Raw genomic sequence first — 15,620 nt, 5'->3', positions numbered from 1 at the left:
AAGTGTGCTGGATCGTTGCCCCCGCGTCGCACCGACCCCGCCCCCGCGAACCGCGGCGCGCGCCCACATCCCGGAAATGGCCCGCTCGCGGGCCTATCATCGGCCGATGCGGACCCCGATGCTGCTGACGGTTCTCGCCGTGGCCGCCGTGCTCACCGGTTGTGACGACAGCGGCTCGGCGGAGCTCGCCCCCTCGCCCGGTTCGGTCAGCACCGCGCTCGACGCCCCCGCGCCCACCGCGGCCCCCGAGCCGGTCCCCGCCGACGCGCAGCCGAAGCGGGGCGACAAGAGCCGCGGCGCGATGCTCACCGTCACCGGTGTCCGGATCGGCCACCACCCCGGGTTCGAGCGGGTGGTCTACGACCTCGGCGGCACCGGAACGCCCGGCTGGGTGGTGGAGTACACCGACCGGGCGGTGCAGGACGGCAGCGGAACGGTCCTCGACCTGGACGCGGATTCGGTCCTCGAGGTGCGAATCCTGGGCTCCGCCTACCCCTTCGACACCGGCGTGATTCCGTTCGACAACTCCGAGCCGGTGCGCGACCCGCAGGCACCGGGGGTGACCGGGGTGTACCGGACCATCGTGTTCGAGGGTGAGACCCAGTCCTTCATCGGGGTGCGCGGTGACCGGCCGCCCTTCGAGGTGCGCACGGCGAACAATCCGACGCGGCTGATCGTGGATATCGCGACCCCCTGACCGGCATTGATCTTCACCGCCGGAGCCGCGCCGATCCGTTCCCCCCTGCCGGGGGAGGCAGCACAGTACCCCGGGTGAAGATCATCGTCCGCCTGCTCTCGGCCGCGCTCGTCGCGGCGGCCGCGCTGCTCGCCACCGGCTGCGGTGGCGGCGACTCCGGCCCTCCCCCCGCCCCGACCACCGTGCGGAACGGCCTGGAGCGCGGGGATGTCGAGTTCCTGCACGGCATGGCCGCGCAGCAGGAGCAGTCGGCGGAGATCGCCGGGCTGGCCGCGGAGCGGGCGACGGATCAGCGGGTTCGCGAACTCGCCGTCGCCCTGCGCGCGGACCGCGGTCCGGAGACGGATCGGATCACCGCGCTGCTCGACCGGTTCGGCGAGCGGGCGGATACGACGGTCGCGGGGTCGGGGCAGCTCGCGCTGCTCGGTCCGGGACGGATCGCCGGGGTGGCCTCGGCGGCAGGTCCGGAATTCGACGGACAGTGGCTGGATCTGGTGATCGAGCACCACGGCCGCGCGGTCGCCCTCGCGCAATCCGAGCTGGCCGCGGGGATCGACGCGGAGACCCAGGCGCTGGCGAGGGACATCGTCGCCGCGCGGCAGGCCGGGATCACCGCCGCGCAGGCGCTGCGGGGCTGAGGATCAGACCCGCGGCGGCACCGTCTGCCGCCACACCTCACCGTTGAGCTCCCGGCTCCGCTCGCGCTGCTGCTGCTTCCTGCGCTGCTCGAAAACCAGGGCGGCGCCGGTCAGCACCGCGACCACCGCGATCACGACGAGGAACAGCGCGCCCTCCGACCAGCCGCCGAGCGAGGTGATCGCGGCGATCACGGCGGCGAGGCCGCCGATGCCGAGCAGCCCGAAGCCCGCCCAGTTCCTGGAGTCCGCGAGCGTCGAACCGGCGCCGCGGCCACGGCTGCGGGCGATGTCGGCGGCGCCGTCGAGCGGCGGGATCTCCCATTGCGCTTCGCGCATTACACACACCTTCGTTCGTCGAGCCGTATTCGGCGGATGCCCGCGCCCGGCACCGCGAAACAGCGGCCCACCCTTCGACGAATGCGCCCGAACAGTGCCCGGCGCATCCATTCGGAAGGGCTCGATTGTCGCCGCGAATTCATGGCTACATACCGAATGGCTATGAAATGCGTTCTTGCCTCGGCAAACTATCGGCACCGCGGAAATCTTCGCACCGGGAAGCGCGCGGTAGCGGGCTCGAGTCGACGGCCGTAGTATTCGGCCCGTTTAGGCCTCGCTCGACAGGACGTTCATCGTGACCAGCAGTACCCGGCACACGCCACCGTCCTCGCGCCGCGCCCGCAACAGGCGGGCGCCCGCCGCTCGCGCGGCCACGCTCGCCGCCCTGCTCGCCGCTGCCGCCGAGCGCAATCCGGACGGTACCGCGGTGGTCTGCGGGGACGATTCGCTCACCTACCGCGCCCTCGACGACCGCTCCACCCGGCTGGGCCGGGTGCTGCTGGCCGAGGGCGCGGCCCCGGAGGCCGCCGTCGCGGTGGCACTGCCGCGCTCGATCGATGCCGTCGTCACGCTCTGGGCGGTGGCGAAGACCGGCGCCGCCTACGTCCCGATCGACCCGGCGCTGCCCGCCGCGCGCCTCGACTACCAGGTGCGGGACTGCGGCGCGCTGCTCGGCGTCACCGACCGGGCACACGCGGGGGCCCTGCCGGATCGGCTCCCCTGGCTCACCGTCGACACCGCGGAGACGGCGGCCCTGATCGCCGCCGCGCCCGCCGACCCGATCTCCTACCTGGACCGCCCGACCGTGCTCCGGGCCTCCGATACCGCCTATGTGATCTACACCTCCGGATCCACCGGGCAGCCCAAGGGCGTCGCCGTCACGCACGCCGGGCTCGCCGGGCTCTGTGTGGAACAGGTCACTCGTTTCGGCCTCACCCCGGAGGCCCGCACGCTGCACTTCGCCTCGCCGAGCTTCGACGCCTCGATCCTGGAGCTGCTGCTCGCCGTCGGCGCCGCCGCGACCATGGTGATCGCGCCGCCCACCGTGCTCGGCGGCGGCGACCTGGCCGCCCTGCTGGCCGGGCACGAGGTCACGCACGCCTTCCTCACCCCGTCCACGCTGGCCACCCTCGACCCCGCGGGCGTGCCCGCGCTGCGGGTGCTCGTGGTCGGCGGCGAGCCGTGCCCGCCGGTGCTCGCCGACCGCTGGGCGGCGCACACCGCCCTGTTCAATGCCTACGGCCCGACCGAGGCCACCGTCGCCGCGACGCTCGCAGGCCCGATGACGCCGGGCTCCCCGGTGACCATCGGCGCCGCGCTGCCCGGCGTGCACTGCCGGGTGCTCGACACCAAGCTGCGCCCGGTCGGCGTCGGCGTGGCGGGCGAGCTCTACCTCGGCGGCCCCGGGTTGGCCCGCGGCTACCGCGGGCGGCCCGCGCTCACCGCGCAGCGCTTCGTCGCCGACTCGAACGGCGCGCTGCTCTACCGGACCGGAGATCTGGTGCGGCGCAACGGGACCGGGGATTTCGAGTACCTGGGGCGGCTGGACCGGCAGGTCCAGGTGCGCGGGTTCCGGATCGAGCTCGGCGAGATCGAGTCCGCGCTCGGCGCGCAGCCCGGCGTGCGCGCGGCGGTCGTCGTCGACCGGCGCTCGCCCGGCGGCGACACCGCGCTGGTCGCGTACCTCGAGCCGGAGCCGGGCAGCGCCCCCGACCCGGCGGCGCTGGCCGACGCGGTGGCAAGGGTGCTGCCGCGCTACATGGTGCCGAACGCGATCACGCTGCTCGACCGCATCCCGCTGACCACCTCCGGCAAGGCGGACCGCACCGCGCTGCGCGCCCGCCCGGTGGACGAATCGCCCTACCGCCCGCCATCAGGGGCAGGCGAGGAGCTGGTCGCGCAGGCCTTCCGCACGGTGCTCGACCGGCCGCGGGTCGGCGCCGACGACGACTTCTTCGTGGTCGGCGGCAATTCGCTGCTCGCCACCCAGGTCGCGGCCCGGCTCGGCGACGCGCTGAACGCGCAGGTGCCGCCGCGGCTGGTCTTCGACCACCCGACCGTCTCCGGGCTCGCGGTCGCGGTGCGCACCGAACTCTTCGACCCGGCCCGCCCGCCGCTGCTGGCACGGGCGCGGCCGGACCGGATCCCGCTCTCCCCCGCGCAGCTGCGGTTCTGGCTGCGCAACCAGTTCGACACCGCCTCCGCGGTGGACAACCTCGGCTTCGCGCTCACCCTGACCGGCGCGCTCGACGTCCCCGCGCTGCACGCCGCCTTCGCCGACGCGGTGATCCGGCACGAATCGCTGCGCACCAGGTACCCGGCCGACGCCGACGGCCCGCACCAGGTGGTGCTCGACCCCGACGCGGCGCTCTCCGCGCTCCGGGTGCACGAGGCCACCGCCGAGCCGGACTCCCCCGCCGTTGCCGCCTGGGTCGACGAAATCCTCTGGCGTGGTTTCGATGTCGCGCGCGAGGTGCCGCTGCGGGTCGGGTTGCTCCGCACCGGCGACCGGCACGTGCTGGTCTGTGCCATGCACCACATCTGCGCCGACGGGTCGTCGCTGGCGCCGCTCGCCCGCGACATCGCGGCGGCCTACGCGGCGCGCAGCGCGGGCACCCCGCCGGCCTGGAAGCCGCCCGCCGTGCAGTACGCCGACTACGCGCTGTGGCAGCGCGACGTGCTCGGCTCCCGCGACGACCCGGAGTCCCCGCTCGCCCGCCAGCTCGCCTACTGGAAGCGGGAGCTCGCAGGCATCCCGGACGATCTCGAGCTGCCCGCCGACCGCCCGCGTCCCCCCGTGGCCTCACTGCGCGGCGCCGCGGTGCAGCGCGAGGCATCGGCCGCGCTGCACGGCGCGCTGCGCACGGTGGCGCGGCACCACGGCGCGACCGTCTTCATGGTCATGCGCACGGCGCTCGCGGTGCTGATGGCCCGGCTCTCCGGCGTCACCGACGTGACCATCGGGGTGCCGATGACCAATCGGGCCGAGGCGGCGCTCGACGACGTGGTGGGCATGTTCGTCAACACCACCGTCTCGCGCACCAGGGTCGATCCCGGCGAGAGCTTCGGCGCGCTGCTCGGCCGCACCAGGGCGCGCGACCTGGTCAACTTCGCGCACTCCGAGGTGCCGTTCGAGCACGTGGTCGATGCCGTCGACCCGCTCCGCTCACCCGGCAGGCACCCGCTCTATCAGGTCGGCTTCGCCTTCCAGAACTTCTCCGAGGCGCGCATGGCGATGGCGGGGGTGACGTTCTCCGGGTTCGACCTGGAGACCAAGACCGCCAAGACCGACCTGCACATCGCCGTGGTCGAATCGCGCACCGACGACGGCTCGCCGGGGCCGATCGTGGTCCGCTTCACCTACGCCACCGATCTCTTCGACGCCGCCACGGTCGAGCGTTTCCTCGGCGGCTACCTGCGGCTGCTGGAGCAGATCGCCGCCGAGCCGGGCCGGGTGGTCGGCGAGCTCGACGTCATCGAGCCGGGCGAGCTGCGGCTGCTGCGCGCCTGGTCGACCGGGCCGGTGCGGCCGGTGCCCGCGGAGTCGCTGCTCGCGCCGCTGCACCGGTTCGCCGCGAGCAGCCCGGCCGCCGTCGCGGTGACGGGTGCCGGCGGGTCGCTCACCTACGCGGAGCTCTCCGGCGCGGTGAGCAGGCTGGCGCGCTGGCTGATCGGGCGCGGGGTCGGGCCGGAGACGGTGGTGGCGGTGGCCATGCGGCGCTCGCTCGCCCAGTACATCGCGCTCTGCGCGGTGGTCGAGGCCGGTGCGGCGTGGGTGCCGATCGACCCCGGCCATCCGGCCGAGCGGATCGGCTACGTGCTGGACTCCGCGCAGCCGGTCTGCATCCTCTCCACCGGCTCCGACGCCTTCACCGCGGCGCCGGCCGAGCTGATCGACACCCTCGATCTCGCCGGCTTCGCCGGAAGCCCGGTCACCGACGCCGAGCGCACCGCCCCGCTGCACCCGGACAACCCCGCCTACCTCATCTACACCTCGGGCTCGACCGGCAAGCCCAAGGGCGTGGTGATCACGCACCGCGCCATCGTCAACCAGATCGAGTGGATGCGGCACGAGTACCGGGTAACCGCCGCCGACGTGTACCTGCAGAAGACGCCGGGCACCTTCGACGTCTCGCTCTGGGGGCACTTCCTGCCGCTGCGCTCCGGCGCGACGCTGGTGCTCGCCGGGCCGGACGAGCATCGCGACCCCGGCGCGCTCTCCCGCCTGATCGCCGAATACCGCTGCACGCTCACCGATTTCGTCCCGTCCATGCTGGCCGCCTTCGCCGCGCACTGCGAGCCGGCCGAGCTGAGCACGCTGCGCGACATCTTCGTCATCGGCGAGGCGCTGCCCCCGGAGACCGCCCGCGCCTTCGCGCAGCGCTGCGCCGCCCGGATCCACAATGTCTACGGCCCGACCGAGGCCGCGGTGAGCATCACCGAGCACCGGGTCGGCCCGGCCGACGATGCCGCGCCGCGGGTGCCGATCGGCGTCCCGGAGTGGAATTCCCGGGTGCTCGTGCTCGATTCGCGGCTCTGCCCGGTGCCGGTCGGTGCCGTCGGCGAGCTGTATCTGGCAGGCGTGCAGCTGGCCCGCGGCTACCACGGCAGGGCGGCGCTCAGCGCGGACCGCTTCGTCGCGAACCCGTACGACCACGCCGGGACCAGGATGTACCGCACCGGCGACCTGGTGCGCTGGAGCCCGCAGGGCACGCTCGACTACCTCGGCCGCACCGACTTCCAGGTCAAGCTGCGCGGGCACCGCATCGAGCTGGGCGAGATCGAGGCCGCGCTGCTCGCGCAGGCCGGGGTCGGCCAGGCCGCGGTGGTGGTGAAGACCGGCGACACCGGCGACCACCTGGTCGGCTACGTCGTCCCGGCGCCGGGCGCCGCGCTCGACCCGGACGCGCTGCGCAGCGCCGTCGGCGCCGCGCTGCCCTCGTACATGGTGCCTGCGGCGGTGGTCGTGCTGGCCGAGCTGCCGGTGAACACCAGCGGCAAGCTGGACCGCGCGGCGCTGCCGAGCCCGGTCTTCGCCTCCCGCGCCCTCGTCGCCCCGCGCACCCCGCTGGAGGCCACCGTCGCCGCCGCCTTCGCCGACGTGCTCGGGCTGCCCGAGGTCGGGGTGACCGACGACTTCTACGACCTCGGCGGCTCCTCGCTGCTCGCCTTCTCCCTGCACCAACGGCTGACCAGGGATCTCGGGCGGCGGGTGCCGATGGCGGCGCTGCTCGGCGACCCGACCGCGGCGGGCGTGGCCGGCTACATCACCGGCGCCGAGACCGCGGCCGCCGCGAACCCCGCCGACGACGCCGTGCTCGACGACGACATCTCACCGTTCACCATGACCCCGCGCGCGGTGCTGCTCACCGGCGCCACCGGCTTCCTCGGCGCGCACCTGCTGCGCGCGCTGCTCGACCGCACCCCCGCCACGGTGTACTGCCTGGTCCGAGCCGGTTCCGAGGCGCAGGCCGTGGAGCGGGTGCTGGCCGCGCTGCGTCGGTACCGGCTGCGCGAGGACGGCTTCGAGCGGGTCCGGCCGGTGCCGGGCGACCTCGCCGCGCCGCGGCTCGGCCTCGCCCCCGCCGACTACGAGCGGCTCGCCGCCGAGATCGACGTGGTGCACCACAACGGCGCTCGGGTGAACCACATCGAGCCGTACGCGCGGCTGCGCGCGGCGAACGTCGACGGCACCCGCGAGGTGCTGCGCTTCGCCCGGACCGGCCGGATCAAGCCGCTGCACTTCGTCTCCACCATCAACACCGCCGTCCGCGCCGCCGACCGGCCGATCACCGAGGACACCAGGCTCACCGCCGACGAGCTGCCCGCGAGCGGATACATCGCGTCCAAGTGGACCGCGGAGGAGCTGGTCCGCAAGGCCGCCGAGCGCGGGCTGCCCGCCCGTATCTACCGGCCGGGCACCATCAGCGGCACCGCATCGGCCGGGGTCAACAGCACCTCCGACGCGCTGTGGAACCTGTTGCGCGCCACCGCCGTCCTCGGCATGGCTCCCGACCTCGGGGACGCCGCCGTCTCGCTGGTGCCGGTGGACTACGTCGCCGACGCCGTCGTCACCATGGCGGGCCGAGCGGGCACCGAGACCGTCTACCACTTGGTGAACCCGGAACCCGTTGCGGTGTCGGCGATCTACGACATTCTGCGGGAGCAGGGAGTCCCGGTCGAGATCGTCTCCCTGGAGCGCGTGCGGGACGCCCTGGAGCGGGAATCGCGGCTCCGCGAGGCCGCGGGTGACGACACCCTCACCCGCGCCGCCCTGCTCACCACCGATTTCGCCGGGCTGCCGGTGCATCTCGACTGGCGCGACGAGCACACACGGGCGATGCTGTCAGGCACCGGCGTGCGCCGCCGACCGGTCGACCGGGAAGTTCTGGCCGCGTATGTCCGGGAATTCCTGGCGTCGGGGTTCATTCCGGCCCCGGCAGGGATACCCTCGTAGTCCGTACCGACCAGGTTTCTTACCTGACCGCGACGGATATTCCGTCGGTGTCACCGACCGCGAACCGCCGAATTGAAACGGAGTCCCACTCGATGTCCACCGGCAGGAACGCGCCCCGCGGGGTGACCAAGCGCGCTATCGCGGCCTTGATGTTCTGGAAGAAGGATTCTTCGGCGGATGGTGTCGCCGATTCCGCTGATATCGCATCCGCTACGTCGGCGAGCTCGGGGCAGGCCGAGGCCGCCGCGGTGACCGCCGCGCCCGCTGATACCGCGGCTGCCGCCGACGCACCGGTGACCGAACCGACGAGTTCCGCGGCCGAGAGCGCTCCCGCGGACGAGCCGACCGCGCTCGCGGACAAGCCGACCACTTCCGCGGACGAGCCAGTCGCTCCAGTGGCCGAGCAGGCCAGTCCCGCCGCCGCCGAAGCGCCCGAGACCACGGCCGAGCACGCTGATGCTGCGGCTGCCGCTCCGTCCTCGGCGCCGATTGCCGCCACTGGCGCCGAAGCGACTCACGCCGCGCCTGCCGACGGCGCGCGGACCGAGGTCGCGCCGACGAATTCCGACGAGAACGCCACGGCGGACGGGGTCGCGTCGACCAACGGCTCTGTCGGGGTTGCCGAGCGCACGGGTGAGGCCCCCGACGCGGATGCGCCGAGCACTCCGGCGGCTACGGCGACCGAAGCCGGCACCGCGCCTTCGGACACAACCGCCCCGGCCACTGCCGCGACACCTCCGGCAGAGCAGGTCGACCCGACCCAGCCCTCCGCGGTCGAATCCGCCGCGCCCGCTCCGGCCAAGAAGACCGCTCCGCGCAAGAAGGCGGCGGCGAAGACGGTTGACCCGAGCACCCCGGCCAAGAAAACCGCAGCCAGGAAGACCACGGCAGCGAAGGCGGCGGCGGTGCAGGACGTGGTGACCGCACCCGAGGCGACCGATCCGGCTGCGGCGCCGAGCGAACCCGTCCCGGCGAAGTCGGCGAGCAAGGCACCGGCGAAGAAGACCGCGGCAGCGAAGTCGACCACCCCGCGTAAGACAGCGCGCAAGGCCGCCGCCCCCCAGGTCGAGGAGCGCCCCCTCACCCCCCGCCGCCTGGCGGACAGCACCTACCGCGACGAACAGTTCGCCGCCCGCTACGAAGGCTCCATCGCCCCCTTCAACCACCTCGTCGACCGTCTCACCGAGGAGAGTGGCGAACCCCTCCCCTACCTCGCCCCGGTCTACGGCGGCACCGAAGCCCGCGTCCTCTCCCTCTTCCGCGACCCCGGCCCGAGAACCCGCTCCGGCCAGCAGAGCAGCGGACTCCTCTCCCTGGAGAACGACGACCAGGCCGCCGAGCGCTACCTGGAGTTCTTCCAGACCTCCGGCCTCCGCATCGGCGACCTGATCACCTGGAACGCCTACCCCTGGTACACCACCCGCAAGCCCTCCACCGCCGACATCGACCGCGGCATCGCCCCCCTCGAACAGGTCATCGCCCTGCTCCCGAAGCTGAAGGTCGTCCTGGCCCACGGCCTCGACGCCCAAGCCGCCTGGCGCCGCTTCGAGCGCCAGCACCCCGAGGTCGCGAGCAAACTCATCGTCATCCCGACCTACCACACCAGCAAGCAGGCGCTCTTCACCCAGGACGAAGCGGTCCGCGCCCAGCGCGAGGACAAACTGCGCAGCGACTTCGCCAAAGCCGCGGAGCACCTCGTCGAGTGACTCTCTCCCCTGGCAACAACTCTCGATCCATGTACCTGGCTCCACGAATGAGAGTGTGCAGTGGACAACGACAGCTTTGACTGGAGTAAGGAAGAGGGCACGCAGTCGAAAGAACTCGCCCTCGTCGATCGCGCTCTGATGAAGGCCAACGACGTTCTGCGAACGCGAGTGCAGCGGTTGCGCGAGCGGCATCCGGACGCCACCCCTGAGCAGCTCGTGAAGAAGCTGGAGACCATGCTGCTTTCTTCCGTTGCTGCAACGGGCGCTGCGACAGGAGGAGCCGCTGCGGTCCCTGGAGCAGGTACAGCCGCTGCTGTAGCTATGACAGCTGGCGATGCGTCCTGGTTTCTCAGCGCCTCCGCTGCCCACGTGCTGGCCGTGCTCCATGTGCATGGGGTTCGGATTGATGATCTGGAGCACCAGAAGGCCGTGGTTCTCACCGTGCTCGCCGGTGGAAGCGGTTCATCCTTGACCGGCAAGGCCGCCGCACGAACCGGCTCTCACCTGGGCAAACTCCTGGCCGAATCGGTGCCGATGACCACCATCCGCTCGGTTAACAAAGTGCTGGGTCGCAACTTTGTGACCAAGTACGGCACGAAGCAGGGAATTCTGGTGATCGGGAAGGCTGCCCCCTTCGGAATCGGTGCTGCAATCGGGGCGGGCGGAAACGTTCTCTTCGCGCGAAGCGTGATCACGGCGACTCGCAAAGCCGTCGAAACCGCCAAGTCGGTGGAATGAGCAGGCCAGTCGATACCCAGGACTGGGCTGACGAATTGATCGGTACCTGGAGTTCCGACTACGGGTACCACTCCTCGTTGCAGGACGAAGAGCTCGTGTTCCGCCCGGACGGTGAGGGTTCGGTAGCGTACGCGAGGCCCGGCTCTTCCGACTGCGTCCTGTTCCGCTGGACACCGAGCGGCCCGGATTCCGTGCTGCTCACCCCGCACCGCTCGTACCGCGACGAGAACGGCGAGATCACCGAGCACGACGTCCCCGCCGCGGCAGCGTTCCACTACCGCCTGGAGCAGGGCATCCGCCCGCTCCTCGACCATCCCCTCCCGGTCCTGGTCGTGATGGAGCACACCGGCTTCCTGGTCGCCGACTCCTACGCGCAGGTCACCGGCGGCCGCTGATCACCGGTGCCTGCGCGGCCGGTCGCAGACGTGCCGCGCAGGCTCCGCCGCGGCCCCCGCGTAGGCCCGCAGTGCCTCCCCGATCCGACCGGCCGCGCGCTCGAGCTGCTCGGGCGAGAGCTGCTTGCCGAAGGCTGCCGCGTCGAGCAACTGCCGCTGCGTCTGCCGCAGGGTCTCGGTGGCCCGATCGAGTGGGGATAGCTCAGGCATGGCACGACGCTACACCCTGGCGAACATATGTTCGAGTCGATCAGTCGATCAGTTCGGCGAGCCGCGCCATCGAGCCGGTGATCATCGCGCACAGCCTCGGCGCCCGCACCGCCCTCCGCGCTCGCCGGGGCACGCGCCACCCGATTACTCCTGACCGCGGGCTTGCTCGACCCGCTCCCTGCGTTCCCGAATCTCGACACCTACAATCGAAACGCGGCGATCGGCATGGTTGCCCGCTGAAGACGACCAGCGGAATCAGTCCGCCGCGATACAGCTCCGCAGCATGGCTCGCGACGCTCGCATCGTGGCTACCGAGCCCGGTCCCCCCAATCGGTCACTCGCCGCTCGTGCCGCAGCCGGTTGTACTCCCACAGCGTCTCGACCGCCCGTCCGATCGACGCCGGCATCATGCCGGCCGATGAAGCGATTCCGGAAATCTCCGCACGCGTCACAATTTACGGATCACTCCGACCAGCGACCAATTGATGACCACCTGCTGACCGGTGAGCAGATCCGTCTTGACAGATACTTCTTTCAACAACGCATTGGCGACGTAATACGGGCTGACTTCAGCCTCGGTCATCTCGACTCGGTACGTTCTCCCTGCGATATCGAACTCGACCGGCACCTGCACGTCGGTCCGGCCCTTGTTACCCCACGCCACCGCTTTACCCCTCTCGTTTCGAAAGAAAGTAGCACGGCACCCCCTGGCGCTCTGTCGATCGTTCGAATGAACTTCGAACTCCGGGCCGGAGGGGCGAGCCGGCCGCTACTCGATGTCGTATATTCTGCGGCATCATTCTCGAAGGGGGGGTAGAAATATGACCGAAAGCAGCACCGACGAACACCGCCGGCAGTCGATCGACGACGACCTCGAGTCGCGCTCGACCGACACCGACACCGACACCGACACGCACGATCCCTGCAGATTCGCCGGGCCGGCACGGCTGCTCCACGGCTTCTTGTTCAAAATCATCCGCAGCGACTACGTGCGCTTGAGAAAACCCGATAGAGAGAACGAGAAGCTACTACTGGCGATGCTGAACGAGGTGGAGCCGGAGGCGATCTCCAGGGCGATCGCGCGAAACTACGGCCGCGGCAGCATAAAGCAGTGCCGGCGCTGGACACTTTCTTCGCTGTACTTCTTCGCCATAATTTTGCCGATAACATTCTTCATCGCTTTCGCCCATGCAGGCGCCCCCCTTGCGATATTGATATTGTCCGGAACATATCCGAGCGGTAGCGCGGCGATCAACACGTGGTGGGCCGCGCTCGTCGCCGTCGGTCTGTGCATCGCACATCCACTGACCTACACGCTGAGCTTCTTCGCGAGTTCCCGCCGACCGGCTCTCATCAGATCCAGGTCCGCCAAATTTCTCGCTCTGGCCACCGTGATCATATTTCTGATCCTGCCGATACGCTCGTTCGATTACTCCGTCTCGAAGACCGCCAAAGCTTCTCTCCGCGGCATCGAGGGACTCACCGAAAACACAAGACACATTCCACTCGTCTTCATGACTGCCATCGGAACAGCGGCATTGGCGGGTATCTTTACAGCAATGTTCGTGTCGCTCGGCCGCTGGCTGCTGCTGGACCGGGTCGCCACCGATGAGGCTCTCTACTCCGTAAATCGGCATCTGCTGCACGCCTACTCACTCCTCCGAAAAGAGGGCGCACTCGCAACAGACGCTATCAAATTGGAGGCCATCGGGACCCTGCGCCAAGCCGCCGAAAGCCTCTACCGCAGCACTCCGCGCCAGTATCGCCGCCTCGCCACGTTCGACCGATCGGTGATCTCCGGAAGGTGCTATCAGGCCGCGGAGGTCTTCAAATCCTACACGCTGTGGGTGGCACTCCCCGGGCGAAGCACACAGGAGGATCTGTGTCAGCTTCTGCAGGAGTCGATTGTCGCCATTGCTCTAGGCCACTATCATGATCTCCCCACAGTAGATAAGGTCAAGAGACCGTCGCTCTCACTGAAGTTCCGAGCCGCATTTGCACTGATACGCAGCCTGCTCGGCGGACTCATACCGATTTCCCTCATAATCTGCGTCAAATTTCTCGGCATCGATGTCGGCGGCAGCACTATTGCGAACGGAATGGTAGTTTTCGCTTTGGCCTGGATTTCCATTGTCCTGATCTCCGCCCTGGACAGCAATTTACCAACCCGGCTCATCCTGGTGCGAGACTTCATAGCGGCCATCAAGGAGGGAGCATCGAAGTAGCCTGCGCGCAGCGCGACCCGACAGCGCGACAGCCTGGTCGGGAGGTGGTGCCCCCAGTCGGACTCGAACCGACACTTGGCGGATTTTAAGTCCGCTGCCTCTGCCAATTGGGCTATGGGGGCGCCCCGGAGAAGAGTACCGGACCCGTACGCCTGTACCGGAATTCGACCGCTGGGTCCGATACCGAACTCACACCGCCGGGTCGGCGCGGATGAAGAAGCAGGAGTCGACGATGACGGAGGCGGCGGGGAGTCCGTGCACGTCGGCGATCTCGCGGAGGTCGGGGCCGAGCCGCGGGTCGGTGGTCAGAGCGCACAGAGCGATCTGGAGTGCTTCGCCGAGGCCGGTGAGGTGCTCGGCGATGGTCACCGCGTCGGCGGGGCCGAGTTCGTCCCAGCCGAGCGGGGTGCGGGTCTGCACGCGGTGCCTGCGCAGGGTGTCCTCGCCGAGCACCTTCATGAACTCGATGGCGCCGGTGAGGCAGCGCTGGTGCACCGCGCGGTACTCGGGGCACGGCTTGCCGCGCTCGACCATGACGGCGGCGACGGTGGCGGCGGTGAAGAGCGCGTCGCAGGCGCGGGCGGCCGCGGCCTCCGGCTCCCGGCGGTGGTCGCAGAGGCCGGTGGCGACGGCGTCGATCCAGTCGTTGACCTGCGTGACCCCGGGGAGGCGGCGCGGAACGGGCTGCGGTTCGCGAGAGCGCCGTCTCCACAGGTTTCGCATGATGCCTCTATTCCGAAGCGGGACTCGATGTCGCCGTGCGATTGAGCAGGGAATGCCGTCGTCCGTAGGCAAAATACACCAGCAGGCCGATCACCATCCAGAGCAGGAAGCGCACCCAGGTCTCCACCGAGAGGTTGACCATCAGCCACAGGCAGGCGAGCACGCCGAGGATCGGGACGAACGGCACCAGCGGCACCCGGAAACCGCGCTCCAGCTCCGGCCGGGTGCGGCGCAGCACCAGCACCCCGATGGCGACCAGCACGAACGCGAAGAGCGTTCCGATGTTCACCATCTCCTCCAGCGTGCCGAACTGCACGAAACCGGCGAGCACCATGCACACCACGCCGACCAGCACGGTGAGCCGCGCGGGGGTGCCGAAGCGGCCGGTCTTGGCGAGCCCGCGCGGCATGAGGCCGTCGCGGGACATGGCGAAGAGCACCCGGGTCTGGCCGAGGAACAGCACCATGACCACGGTGGTGAGCCCGGCGAGCGCGCCGATGGAGATCACCTTCTGCGCCCAGTCCGCGCCGTTCAGCGCGAAGGCGGTGGCGAGCGTGGAGTCGTCGCCGGCCAGCTCGGTGTAGGGCACCATGCCGGTGAGCACCAGCGAGACCGCCACGTACAGCACGGTCACGATGGCCAGCGAGCCGAGGATGCCGCGCGGGACGGCGCGCTGCGGGTCCTTGGTCTCCTCGGCGGTGGTGGCGACGACGTCGAAGCCGATGAAGGCGAAGAACACCAGGCTGGCCGCGGCGAGCAGCCCGTACCAGCCGAAGTTGCTGCTCCCGGCGCCGGTGACCCAGGAGAAGAGCGACTGGTGCAAGCCGCCCTCGCCCTCGCCCGGCTGCGACGGCGGAATGTAGGGCGAGAGGTTGTCCTTGTCGAAGTAGGTCAGCCCGACCACGACCACCAGCGCGATCACGCCGAGCTTGATGGCCACCGCGATGGCCGAGACCCGGGACGAGACCTTGGTGCCGATCACCAGCAGCACGGTCAGCACGGCGAGCAGAACCACCGCGCCCCAGTCGAATTCGACCGAGCCGAGGTGGATCACCGGCTCGACCCCGGTGAACACCTCGCCCAGGTACTGCGACCACCCCTTGGCGACGACGGCGGCGGCGAGCGCGAACTCCAGGATCAGGTCCCAGCCGATGATCCAGGCGACCAGCTCGCCGAAGGTGGCGTAGGAGTAGGTGTAGGCGCTGCCCGCGACCGGGACGGTGGAGGCGAACTCGGCGTAGCAGAGCGCGGTCAGCCCGCACGCGACGGCGGCGAAGACGAAGGCCAGCGAGACCGAGGGTCCGGCGACATTGCCCGCGGTGCGCGCGGTCAGCGTGAAGATGCCGGCGCCGACAACGACGGCGACGCCGAAGACGGTGAGATCCCACGCGGTCAGATCCTTGCGGAGTTTGGCGTCGGGATCGTCGGTGTCGCGGATGGACTGCTCGACCGATTTGGTCCGGAACAATCCGCCGGTGCGGGTCGTGCTCATGGT

At 70.3% G+C, this 15,620-nt stretch carries 12 protein-coding genes and 1 tRNA gene; 7 read left to right on the top strand and 6 right to left on the bottom strand.

Annotated features, from left to right (window positions below):
* Positions 1–106 precede the first annotated feature (106 nt).
* A complete protein-coding gene (locus tag ACFO0B_RS01045; protein WP_378610338.1) occupies positions 107–697 on the top strand; it encodes an AMIN-like domain-containing (lipo)protein in 591 nt (196 codons plus the stop codon).
* 74 nt (positions 698–771) lie between these two features.
* On the top strand, positions 772–1,335 hold the full coding sequence (locus ACFO0B_RS01040) for a DUF305 domain-containing protein (RefSeq protein ID WP_378610337.1): 564 nt from the start codon (positions 772–774) through the stop codon (positions 1,333–1,335).
* Positions 1,336–1,338: 3 nt separating this feature from the next.
* Here the strand turns inward: ACFO0B_RS01040 and ACFO0B_RS01035 are convergent, their stop codons facing one another.
* Positions 1,339–1,671 (bottom strand): hypothetical protein, encoded by a 333-nt coding sequence (locus ACFO0B_RS01035; protein WP_378610336.1) that lies wholly within the window; start codon positions 1,669–1,671, stop codon positions 1,339–1,341.
* Between the two features lie 295 nt (positions 1,672–1,966).
* Between ACFO0B_RS01035 and ACFO0B_RS01030 the strand changes: the two genes are divergently transcribed.
* The 4 genes from ACFO0B_RS01030 (at position 1,967) to ACFO0B_RS01015 (ending at position 10,967) form a co-directional block, all read left to right on the top strand.
* On the top strand, positions 1,967–8,128 hold the full coding sequence (locus ACFO0B_RS01030) for a non-ribosomal peptide synthetase (RefSeq protein WP_378610335.1): 6,162 nt from the start codon (positions 1,967–1,969) through the stop codon (positions 8,126–8,128).
* 92 nt (positions 8,129–8,220) lie between these two features.
* A complete protein-coding gene (locus ACFO0B_RS01025; RefSeq protein WP_378610334.1) occupies positions 8,221–9,834 on the top strand; it encodes a uracil-DNA glycosylase in 1,614 nt (537 codons plus the stop codon).
* A 60-nt stretch (positions 9,835–9,894) separates the two neighbouring features.
* Complete coding sequence (locus tag ACFO0B_RS01020) at positions 9,895–10,572, top strand: hypothetical protein (RefSeq protein ID WP_378610333.1); 678 nt, start codon at positions 9,895–9,897, stop codon at positions 10,570–10,572.
* Entirely contained in the window at positions 10,569–10,967 is a 399-nt protein-coding gene (locus tag ACFO0B_RS01015; RefSeq protein WP_378610332.1) for a hypothetical protein, read from the top strand. The genes ACFO0B_RS01020 and ACFO0B_RS01015 overlap by 4 nt, the downstream gene beginning before the upstream one ends.
* Here the strand turns inward: ACFO0B_RS01015 and ACFO0B_RS01010 are convergent, their stop codons facing one another.
* Both ACFO0B_RS01010 and ACFO0B_RS01005 read right to left on the bottom strand, forming a co-directional pair.
* Positions 10,968–11,177, bottom strand: coding sequence for a DUF6374 family protein (locus ACFO0B_RS01010; RefSeq protein WP_378610331.1), 210 nt, complete (start codon positions 11,175–11,177; stop codon positions 10,968–10,970).
* A 448-nt stretch (positions 11,178–11,625) separates the two neighbouring features.
* On the bottom strand, positions 11,626–11,841 hold the full coding sequence (locus ACFO0B_RS01005; protein ID WP_378610330.1) for a hypothetical protein: 216 nt from the start codon (positions 11,839–11,841) through the stop codon (positions 11,626–11,628).
* Positions 11,842–11,998: 157 nt separating this feature from the next.
* Between ACFO0B_RS01005 and ACFO0B_RS01000 the strand changes: the two genes are divergently transcribed.
* Positions 11,999–13,402, top strand: a complete 1,404-nt coding sequence (locus ACFO0B_RS01000) for a hypothetical protein (RefSeq protein ID WP_378610329.1) — start codon at positions 11,999–12,001, stop codon at positions 13,400–13,402.
* A 45-nt stretch (positions 13,403–13,447) separates the two neighbouring features.
* On the opposite strand, the gene ACFO0B_RS00995 is transcribed toward ACFO0B_RS01000, so the two are convergent.
* From ACFO0B_RS00995 to ACFO0B_RS00985, 3 genes are all read right to left on the bottom strand, one after another.
* Positions 13,448–13,524, bottom strand: a tRNA-Leu gene (locus tag ACFO0B_RS00995).
* Between the two features lie 67 nt (positions 13,525–13,591).
* Positions 13,592–14,125, bottom strand: coding sequence for a hypothetical protein (locus ACFO0B_RS00990; RefSeq protein WP_378610328.1), 534 nt, complete (start codon positions 14,123–14,125; stop codon positions 13,592–13,594).
* A gap of 7 nt (positions 14,126–14,132) precedes the next feature.
* Complete coding sequence (locus ACFO0B_RS00985; RefSeq protein ID WP_378610327.1) at positions 14,133–15,617, bottom strand: amino acid permease; 1,485 nt, start codon at positions 15,615–15,617, stop codon at positions 14,133–14,135.
* Positions 15,618–15,620: the final 3 nt, after the last annotated feature.

The organism is Nocardia jiangsuensis (assembly GCF_042650385.1).
Taxonomy (GTDB): domain Bacteria; phylum Actinomycetota; class Actinomycetes; order Mycobacteriales; family Mycobacteriaceae; genus Nocardia; species Nocardia jiangsuensis.
The sequence above is the reverse complement of the archived record's forward strand: the minus strand, read 5'-3'. Positions and strand labels throughout refer to the sequence as shown.